At 67.6% G+C, this 17,654-nt stretch carries 16 protein-coding genes; 3 read left to right on the top strand and 13 right to left on the bottom strand.

Going from position 1 to position 17,654, the window contains the following annotated elements; genetic code table 11:
- Nucleotides 1–95 precede the first annotated feature (95 nt).
- Nucleotides 96–1,601, bottom strand: a complete 1,506-nt coding sequence (gene gltX, locus IXW21_RS10180; protein ID WP_194764149.1) for a glutamate--tRNA ligase — start codon at nucleotides 1,599–1,601, stop codon at nucleotides 96–98.
- Nucleotides 1,602–1,811: 210 nt separating this feature from the next.
- Here gltX and IXW21_RS10185 point away from each other — a divergent pair, with 210 nt between their 5' ends.
- Complete coding sequence (locus tag IXW21_RS10185) at nucleotides 1,812–3,056, top strand: acyl-CoA dehydrogenase family protein (protein ID WP_194764150.1); 1,245 nt, start codon at nucleotides 1,812–1,814, stop codon at nucleotides 3,054–3,056.
- A gap of 64 nt (nucleotides 3,057–3,120) precedes the next feature.
- Here the strand turns inward: IXW21_RS10185 and IXW21_RS10190 are convergent, their stop codons facing one another.
- The 6 genes from IXW21_RS10190 to IXW21_RS10215 all read right to left on the bottom strand — a co-directional run bounded on the left by IXW21_RS10190 (nucleotide 3,121) and on the right by IXW21_RS10215 (nucleotide 9,813).
- The gene (locus IXW21_RS10190) at nucleotides 3,121–3,885 is read right to left on the bottom strand and encodes a class I SAM-dependent methyltransferase (RefSeq protein WP_194764151.1); all 765 of its coding nucleotides are present in this window, start codon (nucleotides 3,883–3,885) and stop codon (nucleotides 3,121–3,123) included.
- Nucleotides 3,882–5,141: an MFS transporter gene (locus IXW21_RS10195; protein WP_194764152.1), complete on the bottom strand. Its 1,260-nt coding sequence runs from the start codon at nucleotides 5,139–5,141 to the stop codon at nucleotides 3,882–3,884. The genes IXW21_RS10190 and IXW21_RS10195 overlap by 4 nt, the downstream gene beginning before the upstream one ends.
- The gene (locus IXW21_RS10200; RefSeq protein ID WP_194764153.1) at nucleotides 5,138–5,914 is read right to left on the bottom strand and encodes a fumarylacetoacetate hydrolase family protein; all 777 of its coding nucleotides are present in this window, start codon (nucleotides 5,912–5,914) and stop codon (nucleotides 5,138–5,140) included. Before IXW21_RS10200 ends, IXW21_RS10195 begins: the two co-directional genes overlap by 4 nt.
- 83 nt (nucleotides 5,915–5,997) lie before the next feature.
- On the bottom strand, nucleotides 5,998–7,098 hold the full coding sequence (locus tag IXW21_RS10205; protein WP_194764154.1) for a branched-chain amino acid aminotransferase: 1,101 nt from the start codon (nucleotides 7,096–7,098) through the stop codon (nucleotides 5,998–6,000).
- A gap of 59 nt (nucleotides 7,099–7,157) precedes the next feature.
- Complete coding sequence (locus IXW21_RS10210) at nucleotides 7,158–8,201, bottom strand: 3-isopropylmalate dehydrogenase (RefSeq protein WP_194764155.1); 1,044 nt, start codon at nucleotides 8,199–8,201, stop codon at nucleotides 7,158–7,160.
- Nucleotides 8,202–8,277: 76 nt separating this feature from the next.
- Nucleotides 8,278–9,813 (bottom strand): MFS transporter, encoded by a 1,536-nt coding sequence (locus IXW21_RS10215; RefSeq protein ID WP_194764156.1) that lies wholly within the window; start codon nucleotides 9,811–9,813, stop codon nucleotides 8,278–8,280.
- A 112-nt stretch (nucleotides 9,814–9,925) separates the two neighbouring features.
- Here IXW21_RS10215 and IXW21_RS10220 point away from each other — a divergent pair, with 112 nt between their 5' ends.
- Entirely contained in the window at nucleotides 9,926–10,471 is a 546-nt protein-coding gene (locus IXW21_RS10220; RefSeq protein ID WP_194764157.1) for a TetR/AcrR family transcriptional regulator, read from the top strand.
- Nucleotides 10,472–10,556: 85 nt separating this feature from the next.
- Here the strand turns inward: IXW21_RS10220 and serA are convergent, their stop codons facing one another.
- The 3 genes from serA to IXW21_RS10235 form a co-directional block, all read right to left on the bottom strand.
- Nucleotides 10,557–12,161, bottom strand: a complete 1,605-nt coding sequence (serA, locus tag IXW21_RS10225) for a phosphoglycerate dehydrogenase (protein ID WP_194764158.1) — start codon at nucleotides 12,159–12,161, stop codon at nucleotides 10,557–10,559.
- Nucleotides 12,162–12,275: 114 nt separating this feature from the next.
- Nucleotides 12,276–12,629: a hypothetical protein gene (locus IXW21_RS10230; protein WP_228528388.1), complete on the bottom strand. Its 354-nt coding sequence runs from the start codon at nucleotides 12,627–12,629 to the stop codon at nucleotides 12,276–12,278.
- Nucleotides 12,626–13,165, bottom strand: a complete 540-nt coding sequence (locus tag IXW21_RS10235) for a hypothetical protein (RefSeq protein WP_194764159.1) — start codon at nucleotides 13,163–13,165, stop codon at nucleotides 12,626–12,628. The genes IXW21_RS10230 and IXW21_RS10235 overlap by 4 nt, the downstream gene beginning before the upstream one ends.
- A 29-nt stretch (nucleotides 13,166–13,194) precedes the next feature.
- Here IXW21_RS10235 and IXW21_RS10240 point away from each other — a divergent pair, with 29 nt between their 5' ends.
- On the top strand, nucleotides 13,195–14,193 hold the full coding sequence (locus IXW21_RS10240) for a hypothetical protein (RefSeq protein WP_228528389.1): 999 nt from the start codon (nucleotides 13,195–13,197) through the stop codon (nucleotides 14,191–14,193).
- A gap of 66 nt (nucleotides 14,194–14,259) precedes the next feature.
- Here IXW21_RS10240 and ilvC read toward each other — a convergent pair whose 3' ends face one another.
- Genes ilvC through IXW21_RS10255 form a run of 3 tightly spaced genes read right to left on the bottom strand, consistent with a single transcriptional unit; the run spans nucleotide 14,260 to nucleotide 17,649 of the window.
- Nucleotides 14,260–15,288 carry a ketol-acid reductoisomerase gene (gene ilvC, locus IXW21_RS10245; RefSeq protein ID WP_194764160.1) on the bottom strand — a complete coding sequence of 343 codons (1,029 nt, stop codon included), beginning with the start codon at nucleotides 15,286–15,288 and terminating at the stop codon, nucleotides 14,260–14,262.
- Between the two features lie 46 nt (nucleotides 15,289–15,334).
- A complete protein-coding gene (gene ilvN / locus IXW21_RS10250) occupies nucleotides 15,335–15,844 on the bottom strand; it encodes an acetolactate synthase small subunit (protein ID WP_194764161.1) in 510 nt (169 codons plus the stop codon).
- 2 nt (nucleotides 15,845–15,846) lie between these two features.
- Nucleotides 15,847–17,649 (bottom strand): acetolactate synthase large subunit, encoded by a 1,803-nt coding sequence (locus IXW21_RS10255; RefSeq protein ID WP_194764162.1) that lies wholly within the window; start codon nucleotides 17,647–17,649, stop codon nucleotides 15,847–15,849.
- Nucleotides 17,650–17,654 lie beyond the last annotated feature (5 nt).

A 17,654-nucleotide genomic window follows, 5' to 3' on the forward strand; every position in this document is an offset into this window, starting at 1 on the left:
GCGTCGTGCTCCGCGGCGCTCGGAACATCCGGTCTCTCGTCGCCGGAAACGACAGAGGGAGGGCACCCGATGGATGCCCTCCCTCGTGTCAGCACTCAGTTCGCGAGGAATGCCGCCAGCGCACGCAGCCGGCGCAACGACTCGTCCTTGCCCAGGAGCTCCATCGATTCGAACAGCGGCGGCGAGACCCGGCGGCCGGTGATCGCGACCCGCGGAGGCCCGTAGGCCACGCGCGGCTTCAGCTCGAGCTTCTCCACGAGTGCCTCGGCGAGAGCCTCCTGGATCCGCTCGGGAGTGAACTCGGTCACCGGCTCGAGAGCGGCGGCGCACGCCTCGAGGACCTCGGCCGCATTCGCCGGAAGGCCCTTGAGCGCATCGGCGTCGTACGAGACGTCATTCGTGAAGAGGAAGCCGACCATACCCGGCACCTCGCCCAGCAGCTGTACGCGCTCCTGCACGAGTGGCGCGACGCGGAATGCCATCACGAGCTGCTCGTGCGTGGGCTCGTCGAAGAGTCCCGCGGCGGCGAGGTACGGGATCGTCCGCTCGGCGAAGTCCTTCTCGCCCAGCATGCGGATGTGGTCGCCGTTGATCGACTCGGCCTTCTTCTGATCGAACCGGGCCGGGTTGGGGTTCACGTTCACGATGTCGAACGCCTCGGTGAACTCCTCGAGAGAGAACACGTCGCGGTCGGGCCCGATCGACCAGCCGAGAAGAGCCAGGTAGTTCAGCAGGCCCTCGTGGATGAAGCCGCGGTCACGGTGCAGGAACAGGTCGGCCTGCGGATCGCGCTTGGAGAGCTTCTTGTTGCCGGTCTCCCCCAGCACCAGCGGCATGTGAGCGAATCGCGGCACGAAGGTCGTGACACCGGCCTCGATGAGTGCCGCGTACAGCGCGAGCTGACGCGCCGTCGAGGGCATCAGGTCTTCGCCACGGAGCACGTGGGTGATGCCCATGAGGGCGTCGTCCACCGGGTTCACGAACGTGTAGAGCGGGATGCCGTTCGGGCGCACGACCACGAAGTCCGGGAAGGATCCAGCGGGGAAGGTCACCTCGCCGCGGATGAGGTCGACGTAGGTGAGATCTTCGTCCGGCACCCGCAGGCGCAGCGCCGGCTGACGCCCCTCGGCGCGGAACGCCGCCTTCTGCTCCTCGGTCAGAGCACGATCGAAGTTGTCGTAGCCGAGCTGCTTCGCGCGCCCTGCGGCCTCGTTACGGGCGTCGATCTCCTCCGCCGTCGAGTAGCTCTCGTAGAGCGCACCGCTGGCGAGCAGCTTGTCGATGACGCCTCGGTAGATGTCGTGGCGCTCGGACTGGCGATACGGTGCGTGCGGGCCGCCGACCTCGACGCCTTCGTCCCAGTCGATCTTGAGCCAGGTCAGCGCGTCGACGAGCTGACGAAAGCTCTCCTCGCTGTCGCGGGCGGCGTCGGTGTCCTCGATGCGGAACACCATCTTCCCGCCGGTATGGCGAGCGTACGCCCAGTTGAAGAGTGCGGTGCGGACCATGCCGACGTGCGGCAGACCGGTCGGCGAAGGGCAGAAGCGGACGCGGACGTCGGCGCCACTGGCGGTCGTGGTGAGGGGGTGCGGAGTAGCCATATCCCCTCGATTCTAGTTGCCGTCGTGAACCCTCCCACCGACCTCGATCGGGCGCGACGTCGGTCCTCGCAGAAGTCCTTCCGTGTGCTCATCCGGTCACGTCGGGTAACAGTCACTCACCCCGGGTCACAACCTGCATTCCGAACCGATCGGCTCCTATCGTTGCGGCAACCCACAACCGCAGGATCACTCCACTCGAAAGGCAACGACATGACACTCACGGAGGCAACGACGACCGAGCTCGGCGATCGCTGGCGAGACGCACCACGACCGCGGAACAGTGCCGAATGGCTCGCGCGAGCGCGGCAGGTGGCCGACATCCTCGCGGTCGATGCCGTCGAGCGGGACCGCGCCAATGCGACTCCTCACGCGGAGGTGAGACTGCTCAAGGACGCGGGGTTGATCACGCTGCTCGGCCCCACTGCGCACGGCGGTGCCGGCGAGATCTGGGACACCGCGTACAAGGTGATCCGCACCGTGGCGCGCGGCGACGGATCGATCGGTCAGGTGCTCGGGTACCACTACCTCTGGGCATGGGCTGCCCGGCTCGTGGCGACGGAAGACCAGATCGCCGCCGTCGAGGAGCTGTACACGAGCAACAACTTCGTCTTCGGCGGTGCCGTCAACCCTCGCGACTCCGACCTGATCGTCAGGGAAGACGGAGACGACCTCATCTTCTCAGGGCGCAAGTCGTTCTCCACCGGAGGTCAGATCTCGGATCTGACGGTGCTGGAAGGAGTTCTCGAAGGCACCGAGACGCACATCTTCGCGATCGTGCCCACCGCACAGGACGGCATCGTCTTCGCCGGCGACTGGGACAGCCTCGGGCAGCGGCTCACCGAATCCGGCTCGGTAGAGATCCGCGACGTCCGTGTGCCCTGGGCCTCCGCGGCCGGATTCGTGGACAGGGTGTTCCAGCCACTCACCTACAACACCCTGAACGTGCCGACCATCCAGCTCGTGTTCGCCAACTTCTACCTCGGAATCGCGCAGGGTGCGATCGAAACGGCGGCTGCCTACACGCGCTCCGCGACACGCCCCTGGCCGTACGGCGGCGACGACAAGCAGCGCGCAACCGACGAGTGGTACCTGCTCGAGGGGTACGGGGAGCTGGCGTCCAAGCTCTGGGCCGATGAAGCCCTGCTCGATGCCGCCGGCGCCGAGATCAGCGCCGCGCTCCATGCACCGCGCCTAGAGCTCACCGCCCGCCGTCGCGGAGAGATCGCCGTGCGGATCGCCGCGGGGAAGCTGCGGATCGTCGACGACGGCCTGGAGGTCGCGACGAAGGTCTACGAGCTCACCGGTGCCCGCGCATCGGCCAGCTCCGTCGGTCTCGACATCTACTGGCGCAACCTTCGCACGCACAGCCTGCATGACCCGATCGCCTACAAGAAGCGCGAGGTGGGTGGATACGTGCTGCTCAACGAGGTGCCGGAACCCACCTGGTACACCTGAGCTCGCCGAGAACCTCACCCGGTGTCGCGTCTGCGTCGCATACGGCTGCAGGTGCGACACCGAGTCAGCGGCGGCTCCCGACCGCCACCGCAGCGGAATGCACGAGAGGAAGGGCCCCGGCCACGGATCGCTGCTCGCACACCTCGTCGAATGCCCGCCGGAACGAGACGCGTCCTTCGTGATCGAGCGCACGATAGAAGAGCCCGGCACCGCCGACGCCTCCCTCCGCCGAGATCCACAGCGCCGTGGCATCCGCATGCCAGGTCCAGGTGAGATCGGAGACCGCACGCACACGCCAGCCCGCGTCGGTCAGCATGCGCTCGAAGCCCGCCGCTGTGCGTTCGAAGTCCGACTGCGGCAGAAGCCGCTCTCCCGGCGCGGGCACGAGTCCCGCCCGCGAGCACACCTCACGCCACAGCCACGTCGGCGAGGTCGTCCAGATCGTCGCAGCGATGCTGTCCGCCGCGACTCTGGCGAGCTCTCGTGCCGATGCTCGAGGGTCGGCCACGTGGTTGAGCACGAAGTTCGCCACGACCGCGTCGAAGGACCCGTCGGCGAACGGCAGACGCGGAAGCGCACCGTCTCGCACGGGCAGCATCGGTTGATCGTGCTGCGACACCGCGCGCATCGACGGCTCCGGTTCGCAACCCGTCACGTCCCATCCGACATCGACCAGGGCCGCGGCGAGCATGCCGGTACCCGATCCGACGTCGAGCAGCGTGCGCCCGCCCGCGTCTCCGAGCGATGCGCTCACGGCACTGGCGGTGCCGACGCACAGGGAGGCGTAGGAGTCGGCGTACGCGCGGCCCGTGCCCGCCCAGTCCTTCATCGAGCCTTCGAGACGCCGAGAGGCGAGAGCACCACGATCGCGACCACGAGAACGGACGCTGCGATGCCGAGTCCCGCGTACTGGAAGTTCGACAGGATCACACCGGCCAGCACTGCTCCGGCGGCGGCAGACAGGCTCATCAGCGAATCGCTGCGTCCCTGGCGGCGTGTGCGCACCTCAGGGGAACTCGCCTCCGTGAGCAGAGCCGCACCCGCGACGGTCGCCGCACTCCAGCCCAGGCCGAGCAGGATGAGCGCCACCATCACACCCCATTCCCGGTCGTTCGCGAACACGGCGAAGGCGAGCGCGCCGCCCAGGAGCACCTGCCCGAGCAGCACGACGCGCAGTCGCCCCCAGCGGTCGGCGAGGATGCCGAAGACCGGCGACAGGGCGTACATACCCCCGACGTGCAGGGCGATCGTGATCCCCACGAGCGCCGAGACATCGGCCGGGGTCGGCGCCATGCCGTCACTGCTGTGCGCCATGTGGGCCAGGTGGACAGGAGTCATGGCCATGACGGATGCCATCACGACGTGCGAGCCGGCGACCGCGAAGATCGCGTATCGGGCGACGACCGGGCGATCCGCGAACACCTGTCCGGTCGCTGCCGCCGCCGACGTGGCGAGCCGCTGCGCCGCGAGGAGCGGGTCCGGGCGCAGCGCGATCAGGTAGAGCACGAGCGCCGCGCACTGCGCGACGAACGAGAAGGCATACGAACCTGTCTGCGGCGGCATCCCGATCGCCGCGCCGACGATCTCGCCGGGGCCGAGCAGCAGAGGTCCCGCCACTCCTCCGATGGTCGTCGCCCACACCACGATCGAGAGATCACGTCCGCGATGCTGCGGGGCCGCGAGATCAGTGGCGGCGAACCGCGACTGCAGGTTGCCGGCGTTCCCCGCGCCGATCATGAGGATGCCCACGAGGAGCATCGGAAACACCCGCACGGATGCCGCCAGAATCACGATCGTGATGCCCACGAGCGCGAAGAGGTTGCCCAGTGTCAGCGCACGGCGTCGGCCGACGAGTCCGGCGAGACGCGCGAGCGGAATCGCGCACAGTGCGGCACCGAGCGTGACGGATGCCGTGGCGAGACCCGAGAGCGCGTCGCTGCCCGAGAGATCGGCCGCGAGCAGCGCACCGAGCGACACAGTCGCTCCGAAGGCGATCCCACCGAGGACCTGCCCCGCGGACAGCACCAGAACCGTGCGTCGCTGGACCGCGGCCTGCTGGGTCGCCGTCAGAGCGGCAGTCGTCATGACGCGCGCACGGCGTCACGCACGGTGTTGCGCAGGATCCCCAGTCCGGTGATCTCGACCTCGACCGTGTCGCCCGCATCGAAGGATCCGACCCCCGCCGGCGTGCCTGTGAGGATCACATCGCCGGGCAGGAGAGTGAACACGGCGGAGGCGTACTCGATGATCGCCTCGACCGAATGGATCATGTCGGTCAGAGGCGCCTTCTGGCGGACCTCCCCGTTGACGCGCGTCTCGATCGTCGCGGCCGACGGGTCGAAGTCGGTGCTGACGGTCGGACCGAGCGGGCAGAACGTGTCGAAGCCCTTCGCACGCGCCCACTGGCCGTCCTTGCGCTGCAGGTCGCGTGCGGTGACGTCATTGGCGATCGTGTAGCCGAGTACGTGGTCGAGCGCATCCGCCTGGGTGACGTTCTTGGCCACCTTGCCGATCACGACGGCGAGCTCACCCTCGTACTCGGTCTGGTCCGAGATCGACGGACGCACGATCGCATCTCCGGGGCCGATCACGGCGGTGTTGGGCTTGAGGAACAGCAGCGGCTCCTCAGGAGCCACTCCCCCCATCTCGGCCGCGTGGTCGTGATAATTCTTGCCGACGCACACGATCTTCGAGCGCGGGATCACCGGCGCCAGGATCACCGCGTCCGCGATCGGCACACGGTCGCCCGTCGGCTCGTATCCGGCGAAGAGCGGATCGCCCGAGAGGACGACGAGGTCGGTGTCATCGACGATCCCGAAGAGGATGGCGTCGTCATGGCTGAATCGGGCGATCTTCATGCCACCAGCCTAGCCAGCGCCCACAGACGACAGGACCCCGCTCGCGGTGTTCGCAAGCGGGGTCCGAGACGGTCGTGTCGACGTCAGGCGTCGAGACGCAGAAGCCAGCCGTGCTTGTCCTCGCGACGGCCATACTGGATGTCGGTGAGCTCCTCACGCAGTGACAAGGCCAGCTCACCGAGAGGCTGCGCCTCGTCGAAGCCCTCACCGACGAGGGCTCCGATCGGAGTAACGACGGCGGCGGTGCCGCAGGCGAACACCTCGACGATGTCGCCGGATGCCACGCCCTGGCGCCACTCGTCGATCGAGATCGGACGCTTCTCGACCGTGTAACCGCGGTCCTCCGCGAGCTGTAGCAGGGAATCGCGGGTGATGCCCTCCAGGATGCTGTCGGACTCCGGCGTGACGACCCGGCCGTCCTTGAAGACGAACACGACGTTCATGCCGCCGAGCTCTTCCACGTTGCGCTCCTCGTTGAGGAACACGACCTGGTCGCAGCCCTGGGCACTGGCCTCGCTCTGGGCGAGCAGACTCGACGCGTAGTTGCCACCGGTCTTCGCCTTGCCGGTGCCGCCCTTGCCCGCGCGTGCGTAGTCCTCGGAGAGCCAGATGCGCACAGGCTTCACTCCACCGCTGAAGTACGCGCCCGCGGGGCTCGCGATGACGTAGTACGCAACCTTCTGCGCCGCGCGGACGCCGAGGAAGGCCTCTTTGGCGAACATGAAGGGACGGAGGTAGAGACTCTGATCGGCGCCGGACGGCACCCAGCGGCCGTCGACCTTGATGATCTCGCGCAGCGACTGGATGAAGTACTCGGTCGGCAGCTCGGGCAGTGCGAGTCGGCGGGCGCTCGCCTGAAGGCGAGCGGCGTTGCGGTCGGGACGGAAGGTGTGGATCGAGCCGTCGGAGTGACGGTAGGCCTTGATGCCCTCGAAGATCTCCTGTGCGTAGTGCAGCACCGACGCGGCCGGGTCCAGCGGAATCGGGCCGTAGGGCTGGACGCGCGGGCGGTGCCAGCCGCCCTTCGACGACCAGCAGATGTCGACCATGTGATCGGTGAAGACGACGCCGAAGCCGGGGTTCTCCAGCACCTCGGCGACGCGCGCCGGGGTCGCCGCGTTCAGGTTCTTCGTCACCGCGAACTCCAGCGGAGCCACGGTCGCCTCAACATCGATGGTCGTCATCTCGTCTTCTCTCCTCAGTGTGCGCGCGACATCACGCGGTGTCAGCCTACGCCTGTCGTTCAGAGTCGTGCAGCGATCGCCGAGCCGACCTCTGCGGTGCTACGGGTGCCGGTGCGGGCGGCGATGTCGGCCTCGACGGCGGCAGTGACCCGCGCGGATTCCGCGGAGAGGCCCAGGTGATCGAGCAGCAGAGCCACCGAGAGGATCGCTGCGGTCGGATCGGCCTTCTGCTGACCTGCGATGTCGGGAGCCGAGCCGTGCACGGGTTCGAACATCGAGGGGAACGCGCCGTCCGGGTTGATGTTGCCCGACGCGGCCAGGCCGATACCGCCGGTCACGGCACCGGCGAGGTCGGTGAGGATGTCACCGAAGAGGTTGTCGGTGACGATCACGTCGAAGCGCGCGGGATCGGTGACGAGGAAGATGGTCGCGGCGTCGACGTGCAGATAGTCGACGGTCACGTCGGGATGCTCCGTCGCCACCTCATCGACGAGACGCTTCCAGATCGCTCCCGCGTGCACGAGCACGTTGGTCTTGTGCACCAGCGTCAGCTTCCTGTTGCGACGCTCCGCGAGGTCGAAGGCGTAGCGCACGACCCGCTCGACGCCGAAAGCGGTGTTGACCGAGGTCTCGTTCGCCACCTCGTGCGGCGTGCCCTGGCGGATCGCACCGCCATTGCCCACATACAGCCCCTCGGTGCCTTCGCGCACGACGACGAAGTCGATCTCGCCCGGATCGGACAGCGGCCCGGACGCGCCGGCGAAGAGCTTCGACGGACGCAGGTTGACGTAGTGGTCGAGGGTGAACCTGAGCTTGAGCAGCAGACCTCGCTCGATGTTCGCATCCTTGAGACGCGGATCACCGGGAGTGCCGCCGACCGCTCCGAGCAGGATCGCGTCGTGCTCGGAGATCGCCCCGAGGTCGTCGTCAGTGAGCGTGTCGCCCGTCTCGAGATACCGCGCGGCGCCGAGCGAGAAGCGCGTCTTGTCGAAGGTCACGTCGCTCGACGCGGTGACGGCGTCGAGGACCTTCTCGGCTTCGGCGACGACCTCGGGGCCGATTCCGTCACCGGGGATGACGGCCAGCTTCACGACACGCGACATGACACTCCTTGCATCGAAATGGACCGGCCCCTGCGTCGGGCTGTCGCCGAGCGGGCCGGTCCATCCAGCGTACTGGTCAGTGCGAGGGAGCCTTACGCAGTGTGACGGCGGCGATCGCCCCGGCGACGATCACCAGTCCCGCGCCAATGAGGGAGGTCACGAGGATGCCCGAGCCGAAAGCAGCCGACGCGGCATCCCACAGTGCGTCTCCCAGCTCCGCCGGCAGCTCCTGCGCGGCGGTGAACGCCCCCGCGAGCGTCTCCTGTGCGGCGTGCGCCGCATCTGCCGGGATACCGGCGGGGATGATCAGCGCGCCACGGTAGAACGCGGTGATGAGTCCGCCGAGCACCGCCGTGCCGAGCACCGCACCGAGCTCGTACGCGGTCTCGGAGACGGCGCTCGCGGCGCCCGCCTTCTCTGCGGGAGCACTGGAGAGGATCAGCTCGTTCGAGATCGTCTCGGCAGCTCCGATGCCGATGCCCAGGACCACGAACGCGATGATCAGCGGAGCGACACCGTGGTCGGACGTCGTGAAAGCGACGAGCAGGTATCCGGCCACGGAGAACAGGAGCCCCGCGGGGACCAGGATGTGCGGACGCACCCGACGTGAGATCGGGACGACCGAGAGACCGGCCACGATCATCGCGACCATTCCGGGCACGAGCGCCGCGCCCGCCGTCATCGGCGAGAGACCCAGCACCAGCTGCAGGTGCTGCGAGACGAAGTAGAGGAAGCCGACGAGGGCGACCACGCTGAGGAGGTTCACGAGAATCGCTCCCGAGAACGAGCCGCGGCGGAACAGCGCCATGTCGAGCATGGGAACCTCTGCCCGCAGCTGTCGCCGCACGAACAGGTACCCCATCACGATGCCGAGCAGCGCCCAGGCGCCTGCGGTGAGGCTCGGCCCATCGACCGCGAGCGACTTGATCGCGTAGACCACGGGGATCATCGCCGCCATCGACAGCACGATGCTGGCGAGATCGATGCGACCAGGGTTCGGATCGCGGCTCTCAGGGACGAGCAGCGGCGCGGCGATGAGCAGCGGGATGAGCACGGGCACAGCGATCAGGAAGACGGACCCCCAGTCGAAATGCTCGAGCAGGAACCCGCCCACGATCGGGCCGAGCGCGGATCCGGCCGAGAACGCCGATGCCCACACCGCGATCGCGAGACGCCGCTGGTCGCGGTTCTGGAAGATCGAGCGCAGGAGAGACAGGGTCGACGGCATCAGCATCGCGCCGAAGAAGCCGAGCAGGGCACGCGCGGCGATCAGCAGACCGGCCGTCGGTGCGAACGCCGCGAGAGCCGACACCACCGCGAAGCCGGTCGCGCCGATCAGCAGCATGCGACGACGTCCGAAGCGGTCGCCGAGCGTTCCCATGGTGACGAGGAGTCCGGCCAGCACGAGCGGGTAGACGTCGATGATCCACAGCTGCTCGGCGCCGGTGGGCGCGAGCGCGATGGAGATCTCGGGGAGCGCGAAGCTCAGCACCGTGTTGTCCACCGATACCAGGAGCACGGGGAGCATGAGGACGACGAGCGCCGCCCAGCCTCGGGCTCCGACGCGGGGAGCATCCGTCTCTGTCGTCGGGATCGACGCAGTACGGGTCATGGGACACCTCTCAGGATCATGGCGGCATCGTTACTAAACCGTCCAGATGGTATAGTAACAGAGTCGTCATACGGCCGCGCTACTGTGAATCGAGACGAACAGAGGATCCCCGATGCCCCGACCTCCCCTCGCCCGCGAACGAGTGCTCGACGCGTTCGAGTCGATCGTCATCGAAGACGGCGAGCGTGCAGCCACCCTCGACGCGACGGCCAAGGCCGCCGGCGTCTCGAAGGGCGGGCTGCTCTATCATTTCGGGTCGAAAGAAGACCTCGCCGCAGGGCTGATCGAACGCCTGGATGCACTCACGACGGCCGATCTCGAGCGCATGACGACAGCTGAAGAGGGCCCGGTGGCGTACTACGTGCGCACCTCCGTCATGGAGGACGACGCCCTGGACCGCGCTCTGATCGCCGCGACCCGGCTCGCGCAGGGGGGCTCGACAGCCGCCGCGGACGCGCTGCGTCGCAACAGGGATCGCTGGGAGGACACGATCCGCCCGCACGTTCGGGATGCGGCGAGTCTCGACCTCGTGATGCTGCTCAGCGACGGGCTGTACTTCAACAACTCGCTCGATGTGCACGGTCCCGAGCGCCTCGTGCCCCGAAGCGACGAGCTCTCGGACCTCATCGCGCTCGTGCTGCGCGCGACTGCGCCCTGACACGGTCCTCGCGAACGAGAGAGCGGGAGGGGCAGCCACATGGCCGCCCCTCCCGCTCTCTCGTGACGTCCGGGTCTCCCCCCGCTCAGACCTCGGTGATCTCGATCTGACGGAAGAGGTCGGCGTCGATCGCCGAGCTCACCTCGTCGAGCAGCTCATCGGAGATCGGAGAGTCGAGCGTCACGACGCTGAGCGCCTGGTCGCCGGCACCGAGGCGCGAGATCTGCATGCCCGCGATGTTGACTCCCGCCTCGCCGAACTTCTGACCGTAGACGGCGACGATCCCGGGCCGGTCGGTGTACAGCATGACCACGTGATGCTTCTCGATCGGCAGCTCGAGGGCGTGTCCGTTGATGCCGACAAGCTTCTCGGCCTGCTTCGGACCGGTGAGCGTGCCCGACACCGAGAGCTGCGAGCCGTCGGAGAGGGCACCGCTGAGAGTGATCACGTTGCGGTACTCGTCGCTCACGTCGTCCTTGAGGAGACGGACGGCGATACCTCGCTGCTCGGCGAGCAGCGGAGCGTTCACGTACGAGACCGTCTCGCTGACGATGTTGGTGAACACGCCCTTGAGGGCAGCGAGCTTGAGCACGCTGACGTCGTAGTCGTTCAGCTCGCCGTGCACCTCGACGTCGAGGCTCGTGAGCGGCGACGTGGCGAGAGCGGCGAAGATCTGGCCGAGCTTCTCGACGAGCGAGATCCCCGGGCGCACGTACGGGTCGATCACGCCACCCGCGACGTTGACGGCATCCGGCACGAGGTCGCCGCCGAGCGCGAGGCGTACGGAACGAGCAACCGACACGCCGGCCTTCTCCTGCGCCTCCTCGGTGCTGGCTCCGAGGTGCGGGGTGACGACCACGTTCGGGAGGTCGAGCAGCGGACGAGCGGTGCCGCCCTCGGCCGGGGGCTCGGAGGTGAAGACATCGAGGCCTGCGCCCGCGATCTCACCGGCGACGAGCGCCGCGTGAAGAGCTTCTTCGTCGATGAGCCCACCACGAGCGACGTTGACGACGAACGCCGTCGGCTTCATGGCCTTGAACTGCTCGGCACCGATCATTCCGGTGGTCTCGGGCGTCTTCGGCATGTGGATCGTCAGGAAGTCGGATTCGGCGACCAGCTCGTCGAGAGACAGCAGCTGAACGCCGAGCTGCTGTGCGCGAGCCGAGGTGACGTACGGGTCGTACGCGACGACGCGCATGTCGAACGCGGCGAGGCGAGCAGCGACGAGGGCTCCGATGCGGCCGAGGCCGACGATGCCGACGGTCTTCTCGAAGAGCTCGGCACCCGTGAACGAACTCCGCTTCCACTGACCGTCGGCGAGCGAGGCATGGGCGGCCGGGATGCGGCGAGCGAGGCTGAGGATGTGTCCGACCGTGAGCTCGGCGGCGGAGACGATGTTCGAGGTCGGCGCGTTCACGACCATGACGCCGGCCGTCGTGGCGGCCTTGATGTCGACGTTGTCGAGTCCGACTCCGGCGCGGGCCACGACCTTGAGCTTCGGCGCGTGGGTCAGCGCCTCCTCGTCGATCTGCGTCGCCGAACGGATCAGCACCGCGTCGGCGTCCGCGAGCGACGCGAACAACGCCTCACGATCGGTGCCGTCGACGGTGCGAACGTCGAAATCGGGGCCGAGGGCCTCGATCGTGGCGGGAGAGAGAACTTCGGCGAGGAGCACGACGGGCTTCGGCACAGGGATCCTTCGGGGCAGCGCGACAGGGGGCCGATGCGCCGCACACCGTGGGGGCGCGATCACTTCAACTGTACCCGAGCGCTCCCGCTGCTCCGTGCCGTGTGACGCCCGGGATCAGGACGCGACCGTCACCAGATCCGACATGTTGAGGATGCTGTAGCCGATGAGGCTCAGCCAGAACACCGCCACGATCCCGAGGCCGGCCAGCAGCACGAGCCCGAGTTCTCCCGCATTCCGGCGTCTGCCGATCGCCCACGCGAACACGAAGACGATCGCGGGGAACACCACGCCGAAGAGCAGCGTCACCCATCCGACACCCGTCAGGCCGTTCTGGGCCATCGCGATGAGGTGCGCCACGGCGTTCCAGATCGCGTACGCGTAGAAGAGCCCCGCACACCCGAGCATCACAGCACTGAGCCAGCGCGGAGAACCGGGGTACGACGTCGAGTCCGTCTTCATCTCGGTCATGATCCGATCACCCCCACCGTCACGAAAGGCCATGGCACGAGCAGCACGACCCCGACGAGCAGGAGCGCGATCCGGATCCATCCGGCCTTCGCCCTGGTCAGCACCCACGTCGCGAGGAACCACAGAGCCGGCGCGGCGACCGCGAGGACGAACCAGGGCACGTACATCGCGTCGGCGACGATCAGGTTGGCGAGCGGCTTGAGGCGCAAGCCACCGACGACCCACCCCACGCTGTAGAGGAGGTAGATGCCTCCCACGATGCCGAGGGTCAACAAAGTGCCTGTGCCGAGCGGCGCTCGTTCGTCGTCGCCGACGTCCTCTGCGTGCGGTACCGCGTCGCTTCCCCTTCCCACAGCGTTCCACCCGTCCGGGAGGTCTGCGGCCGTCTGCGCGTCTGCCGGCGACTCTGCAGCCGTCTGCCGTGACGCCGCCGACTCGACCGGAGCCTGCGAGCGACGCTCCCCCGACGCGGGCTTCGGCGGAGCATCGCTCTCGTCTCCATCCCAGCTCAGGGCGTCGTCAGAATCGGAAGTCATGTCTCCCAGCGTAGGACACGCCGTCCACTATGCTCGGTGGCATCTGGGCCGCCGAGGCCCCGGCGGGAGGGATCACCGTGGCCGAGAACAACGAGGCTGAGAAGAACGAGAGCGTCGAGCGGAGACCAGCCGACGGCACTGCCGGCGAACCCGCAGCGGGGTGGAAGCCGACCGCTGCGGCCAAGACGAAGGCGACGACCTTCCGTTGGATCGCCGCGGCACTCTGGGCCGTCGCGATCGCCGCAGAGGCCGTCGGGATCTTCTGGCTGCTTCGTCAGAGGGTGTACGTCGGAGAAGACGGCACGCTTATGCGCGACCCGGACACCGGGTTGCTCGAGGAGCAAGGGGTCACGGCGCAGTTCCCGCAGTGGGCGTTCATCACGCTGCTCGTACTGCTCGTCGTCATCGCCGCGCTCGCGATCACGGGTTCGATCCTGTGGAAGAAGGCAAATCGACTGGATCCCGCCCGGAAGTCCGAGACGGTGCGCTTCTTCGTGCAGAACCAGCTCGGCGCGATCATCGCGATCGTGGCATTCCTCCCCCTCATCATCCTGATCTTCCTGAACAAGGACATGGACAAGGGGCAGAAGACCACCGCCGGCATCGTCGGAATCGCCCTCGCCGTCCTCGCCACGGTCATCGGAGTCGACTTCACCCCGCCCTCCGTCGAGCAGTACACCGCCGACCAGTCGACCGTGATCCAGCTGCTCGGCAAGGACGAGGTCGTCTGGGTCGACGGCGGCGCCGTCTATCACGTGTGCGACGAGGTGTCCGACATCCAGACCGGCAGCGAGAAGCGCACAGGCACCACCGCCGAGGCCGTCGAGGCCGGCAAGAGCCGCCTCACGTTGAAGTTCGCCTCCGAGCTGCGGACCTGTGGTCTGGCGGTCCCGGAGAACGCGGACGACATCGAGTCCGCCCTGCGCGAGATCCAGGCCGGTCAGGTCGACACGCTGCTTCCGGCTCCGGTCTGGGCCGACCCCGCGGACGCGCCGATCGAGGTCGAGGACGCTGCTCCGTCCGAGTGATCGACAGATGACAGAGGAAGGGCCCGGTGCGATCCGCACCGAGCCCTTCCTCATATCGACTGAGTGTCAGCGCGCAGCGCTGCCGTCGACATAGTCCTCGTCCTGCTGCTTCCACGCGAAGAGCGAGCGCAGCTCCTTGCCGGTCTCCTCGATCGGGTGCGTCTCCTCCTTCGCGCGCAGCGCCAGGAACTCCTCTGCACCGTTGTCCTGGTCGTCGATGAAGCGCTTCGCGAAGGCACCGCTCTGGATGTCGGAGAGCACGGCCTTCATCGATTCCTTGACCTCGGGCGTGATGACCCGCGGTCCCGAGACGTAGTCGCCGTACTCGGCCGTGTCGGAGATCGACCAGCGCTGCTTGGCGATGCCGCCCTCCCACATGAGGTCGACGATGAGCTTCAGCTCGTGCAGCACCTCGAAGTAGGCGATCTGCGGCTGGTAGCCCGCCTCGGTCAGCGTCTCGAAACCGGCCTGCACGAGGTGGCTGACGCCACCGCAGAGCACGGCCTGCTCACCGAAGAGGTCGGTCTCGGTCTCTTCGGTGAAGGTGGTCTTGATGACGCCGGCGCGGGTGCCTCCGATGGCCTTCGCGTACGAGAGCGCCGTCGCCCAGGCGTTGCCCGAGGCGTCGCGCTCGACGGCGATGATGTCGGGGATGCCGCGGCCTGCGACGAACTCGCGGCGCACGGTGTGCCCCGGAGCCTTCGGGGCGACGAGGATGACGTCGACGCCCTCGGGAGCGTCGATGTAGCCGAAGCGGATGTTGAAGCCGTGCGCGAATGCGAGGGTCTTGCCCTCGCTCAGGTTCGGGGCGATCGACTCGCTGTAGATGCCGCGCTGGTGCTGGTCCGGCGCGAGGATCATGATGAGGTCGGCCCACTTCGTCGCCTCGGCGACGGTCTTGACCGCGAATCCGGCCTCTTCCGCCTTCGGCGCGGACTTCGAGCCCTCCTTGAGCGCGATCGCGACCTCGACGCCCGAGTCGCGAAGGTTCTGCGCGTGCGCGTGACCCTGCGAGCCGTAGCCGACGATGGCGACCTTCTTGCCCTGGATGATCGACAGATCGGCGTCTGCGTCGTAGAAGATCTCGGTGCTCACTGGTTTTCTCCTTGATTGGTGTTCGTGTACGTGTGTGATGTCTGGATCAGCCGCGCAGGACGCGCTCGGTGATGCTCTTGCCGCCGCGACCGATGGCGAGAAGACCCGACTGCGCGATCTCCTTGATGCCGAAGGGCTCGAGCGCGCGAAGCATCGCGTCGACCTTGCCCCGGTCACCGGTGACCTCGATCACCAGAGCATCCGACGCGTAGTCGACGACGGAGGCGCGGAACAGGTTCGCCACCTCGATCACGTTCGACCGCGTGGTGTTGTCGGTGCGCACCTTGACGAGCATGTGCTCGCGCTGCACCGAGGTCGGGAAATCGAGCTCGACGATCTTGATGACGTTGATCAGCTTGTTCAGCTGCTTCGTCACCTGCTCGAGCGGAAGGTCCTCGAGGTCGACGACCACGGTGATGCGCGAGATGCCGGGCACCTCGGTCACTCCCACCGCGAGCGAGTCGATGTTGAAGCCGCGGCGGGCGAAGAGCCCCGCGACGCGGGTCAGCAGACCCGGAGTGTTCTCCACGAGAAGGCTCAGCACGTGAGTCGACATGGTCAGTCCTCCTCGTCGAATGCGGGCGCGTGCTCGCGGGCGTACTGGACGTAGCTGTTGCTCACGCCCTGGGGAACCATCGGCCACACCATGGAGTCGGCGCTGACGACGAAGTCGATGACGACGGGTCGGTCGTTCGTCTCGAGGGCGAGCTTGATCGCGGCATCCACCTCCTCTTCCTTCTCCACTCGGATCGCGAGGCAGCCATAGGCGTCGGCCAGCTTCACGAAATCGGGGATGCGCACCGTGCCGTGCCCCGTGTTGAGGTCGGTGTTCGAGTGGCGGCCGTCGTAGAACAGCGTCTGCCACTGGCGCACCATGCCGAGCGAGGAGTTGTTGATGATCGCGACCTTGATCGGGATGTTGTTGATCGCACAGGTGGCGAGCTCCTGATTGGTCATCTGGAAGCAGCCGTCGCCGTCGATCGCCCAGACGACGCGGTCGGGTTCGGCGACCTTGGCACCCATGGCAGCGGGGACGGAGTAGCCCATCGTGCCCGCTCCCCCGGAGTTCAGCCAGGCGTTGGGACGCTCGTACTTGATGAACTGGGCTGCCCACATCTGATGCTGCCCGACGCCGGCGGCGTAGATGCCCTCCGGGCCCGTCAGTTCGCCGATCCGCTGGATCACGTACTGCGGCGCGAGCAGACCGTCGGTCGTGGGCGCGTAGCCGAGGGGGAACTCGGTGCGGAGTCCGTCGAGGTACGACCACCATTCCTCGGTGTCGGGCGCGCCGGCACCGATCGCGCTGCGGAACGCCGACTCGAGGTCGACGAGCACGTCGCGCACGTCGCCCACGATCGGCACGTCGGCCATGCGGATCTTGGAGATCTCGGCAGGGTCGATGTCGACGTGCACGACCTTGGCGTTCGGCGCGAAGAGCGCGGCCTTGCCGGTCACGCGGTCGTCGAAACGCGCGCCGAGCGACACGATGAGGTCGGCTTCCTGCAGCGCGAGCACCGCAGGAACGGTGCCGTGCATACCCGGCATGCCGAGGTGCTGCTGGTGCGAATCGGGGAACGCGCCACGGGCCATCAGCGTCGTGACCACCGGTGCATTGGTGGTCTCGGCGAGGGCGAGCAGCTCTGCCGATGCACGACCGCGGATGACGCCACCGCCGACGTACAGCACCGGCTTCTTGGCCTCGGCCAGAAGCGCGGCGGCCGCCTGGATCTGCTTGCCGTGGGCCTTGGTCACGGGGCGGTAGCCCGGCAGATCGATCTTGGCGGGCCAGATGAAGGGGGCCATCGCCTGCTGGGCGTCCTTCGTGATGTCCACGAGCACGGGACCGGGACGACCGGTCGACGCGATCTCGTACGCGGCGGCGAGGGCGCCCGGAATCTCGGAGGCGTCCTTCACGAGGAAGGAGTGCTTCGTCACGGGCATCGTGATGCCCACGATGTCGGCCTCCTGGAACGCGTCCGTACCCATCAGCGTCGAGAACACCTGACCGGTGATCGCGAGAAGCGGCACCGAGTCCATGTAGGCGTCGGCGATCGCGGTCACGAGGTTGGTCGCACCGGGCCCGGAGGTCGCGATGCAGACACCGACCTTGCCGGACGACGACGCGTAGCCCTCGGCCGCGTGGCCGGCGCCCTGCTCGTGACGCACCAGGATGTGCCGGAGCTCGGATGCATCCATGAGCGGGTCGTAGACGGGCAGAATCGCGCCGCCGGGAAGACCGAAGACGTCCTTGACGCCCAGGAGCTCCAGGGTGCGGACCACTGCCTCTGCTCCGGAGATCTCCGGTGCGGCGGACTTGGGTGCGGGCGGCCTCGGCACAGCCGAGACGGTGTCAGCAGTCATGACAC

Source organism: Microbacterium sp. UFMG61 (genome assembly GCF_015354505.1).
Lineage (GTDB): Bacteria > Actinomycetota > Actinomycetes > Actinomycetales > Microbacteriaceae > Microbacterium.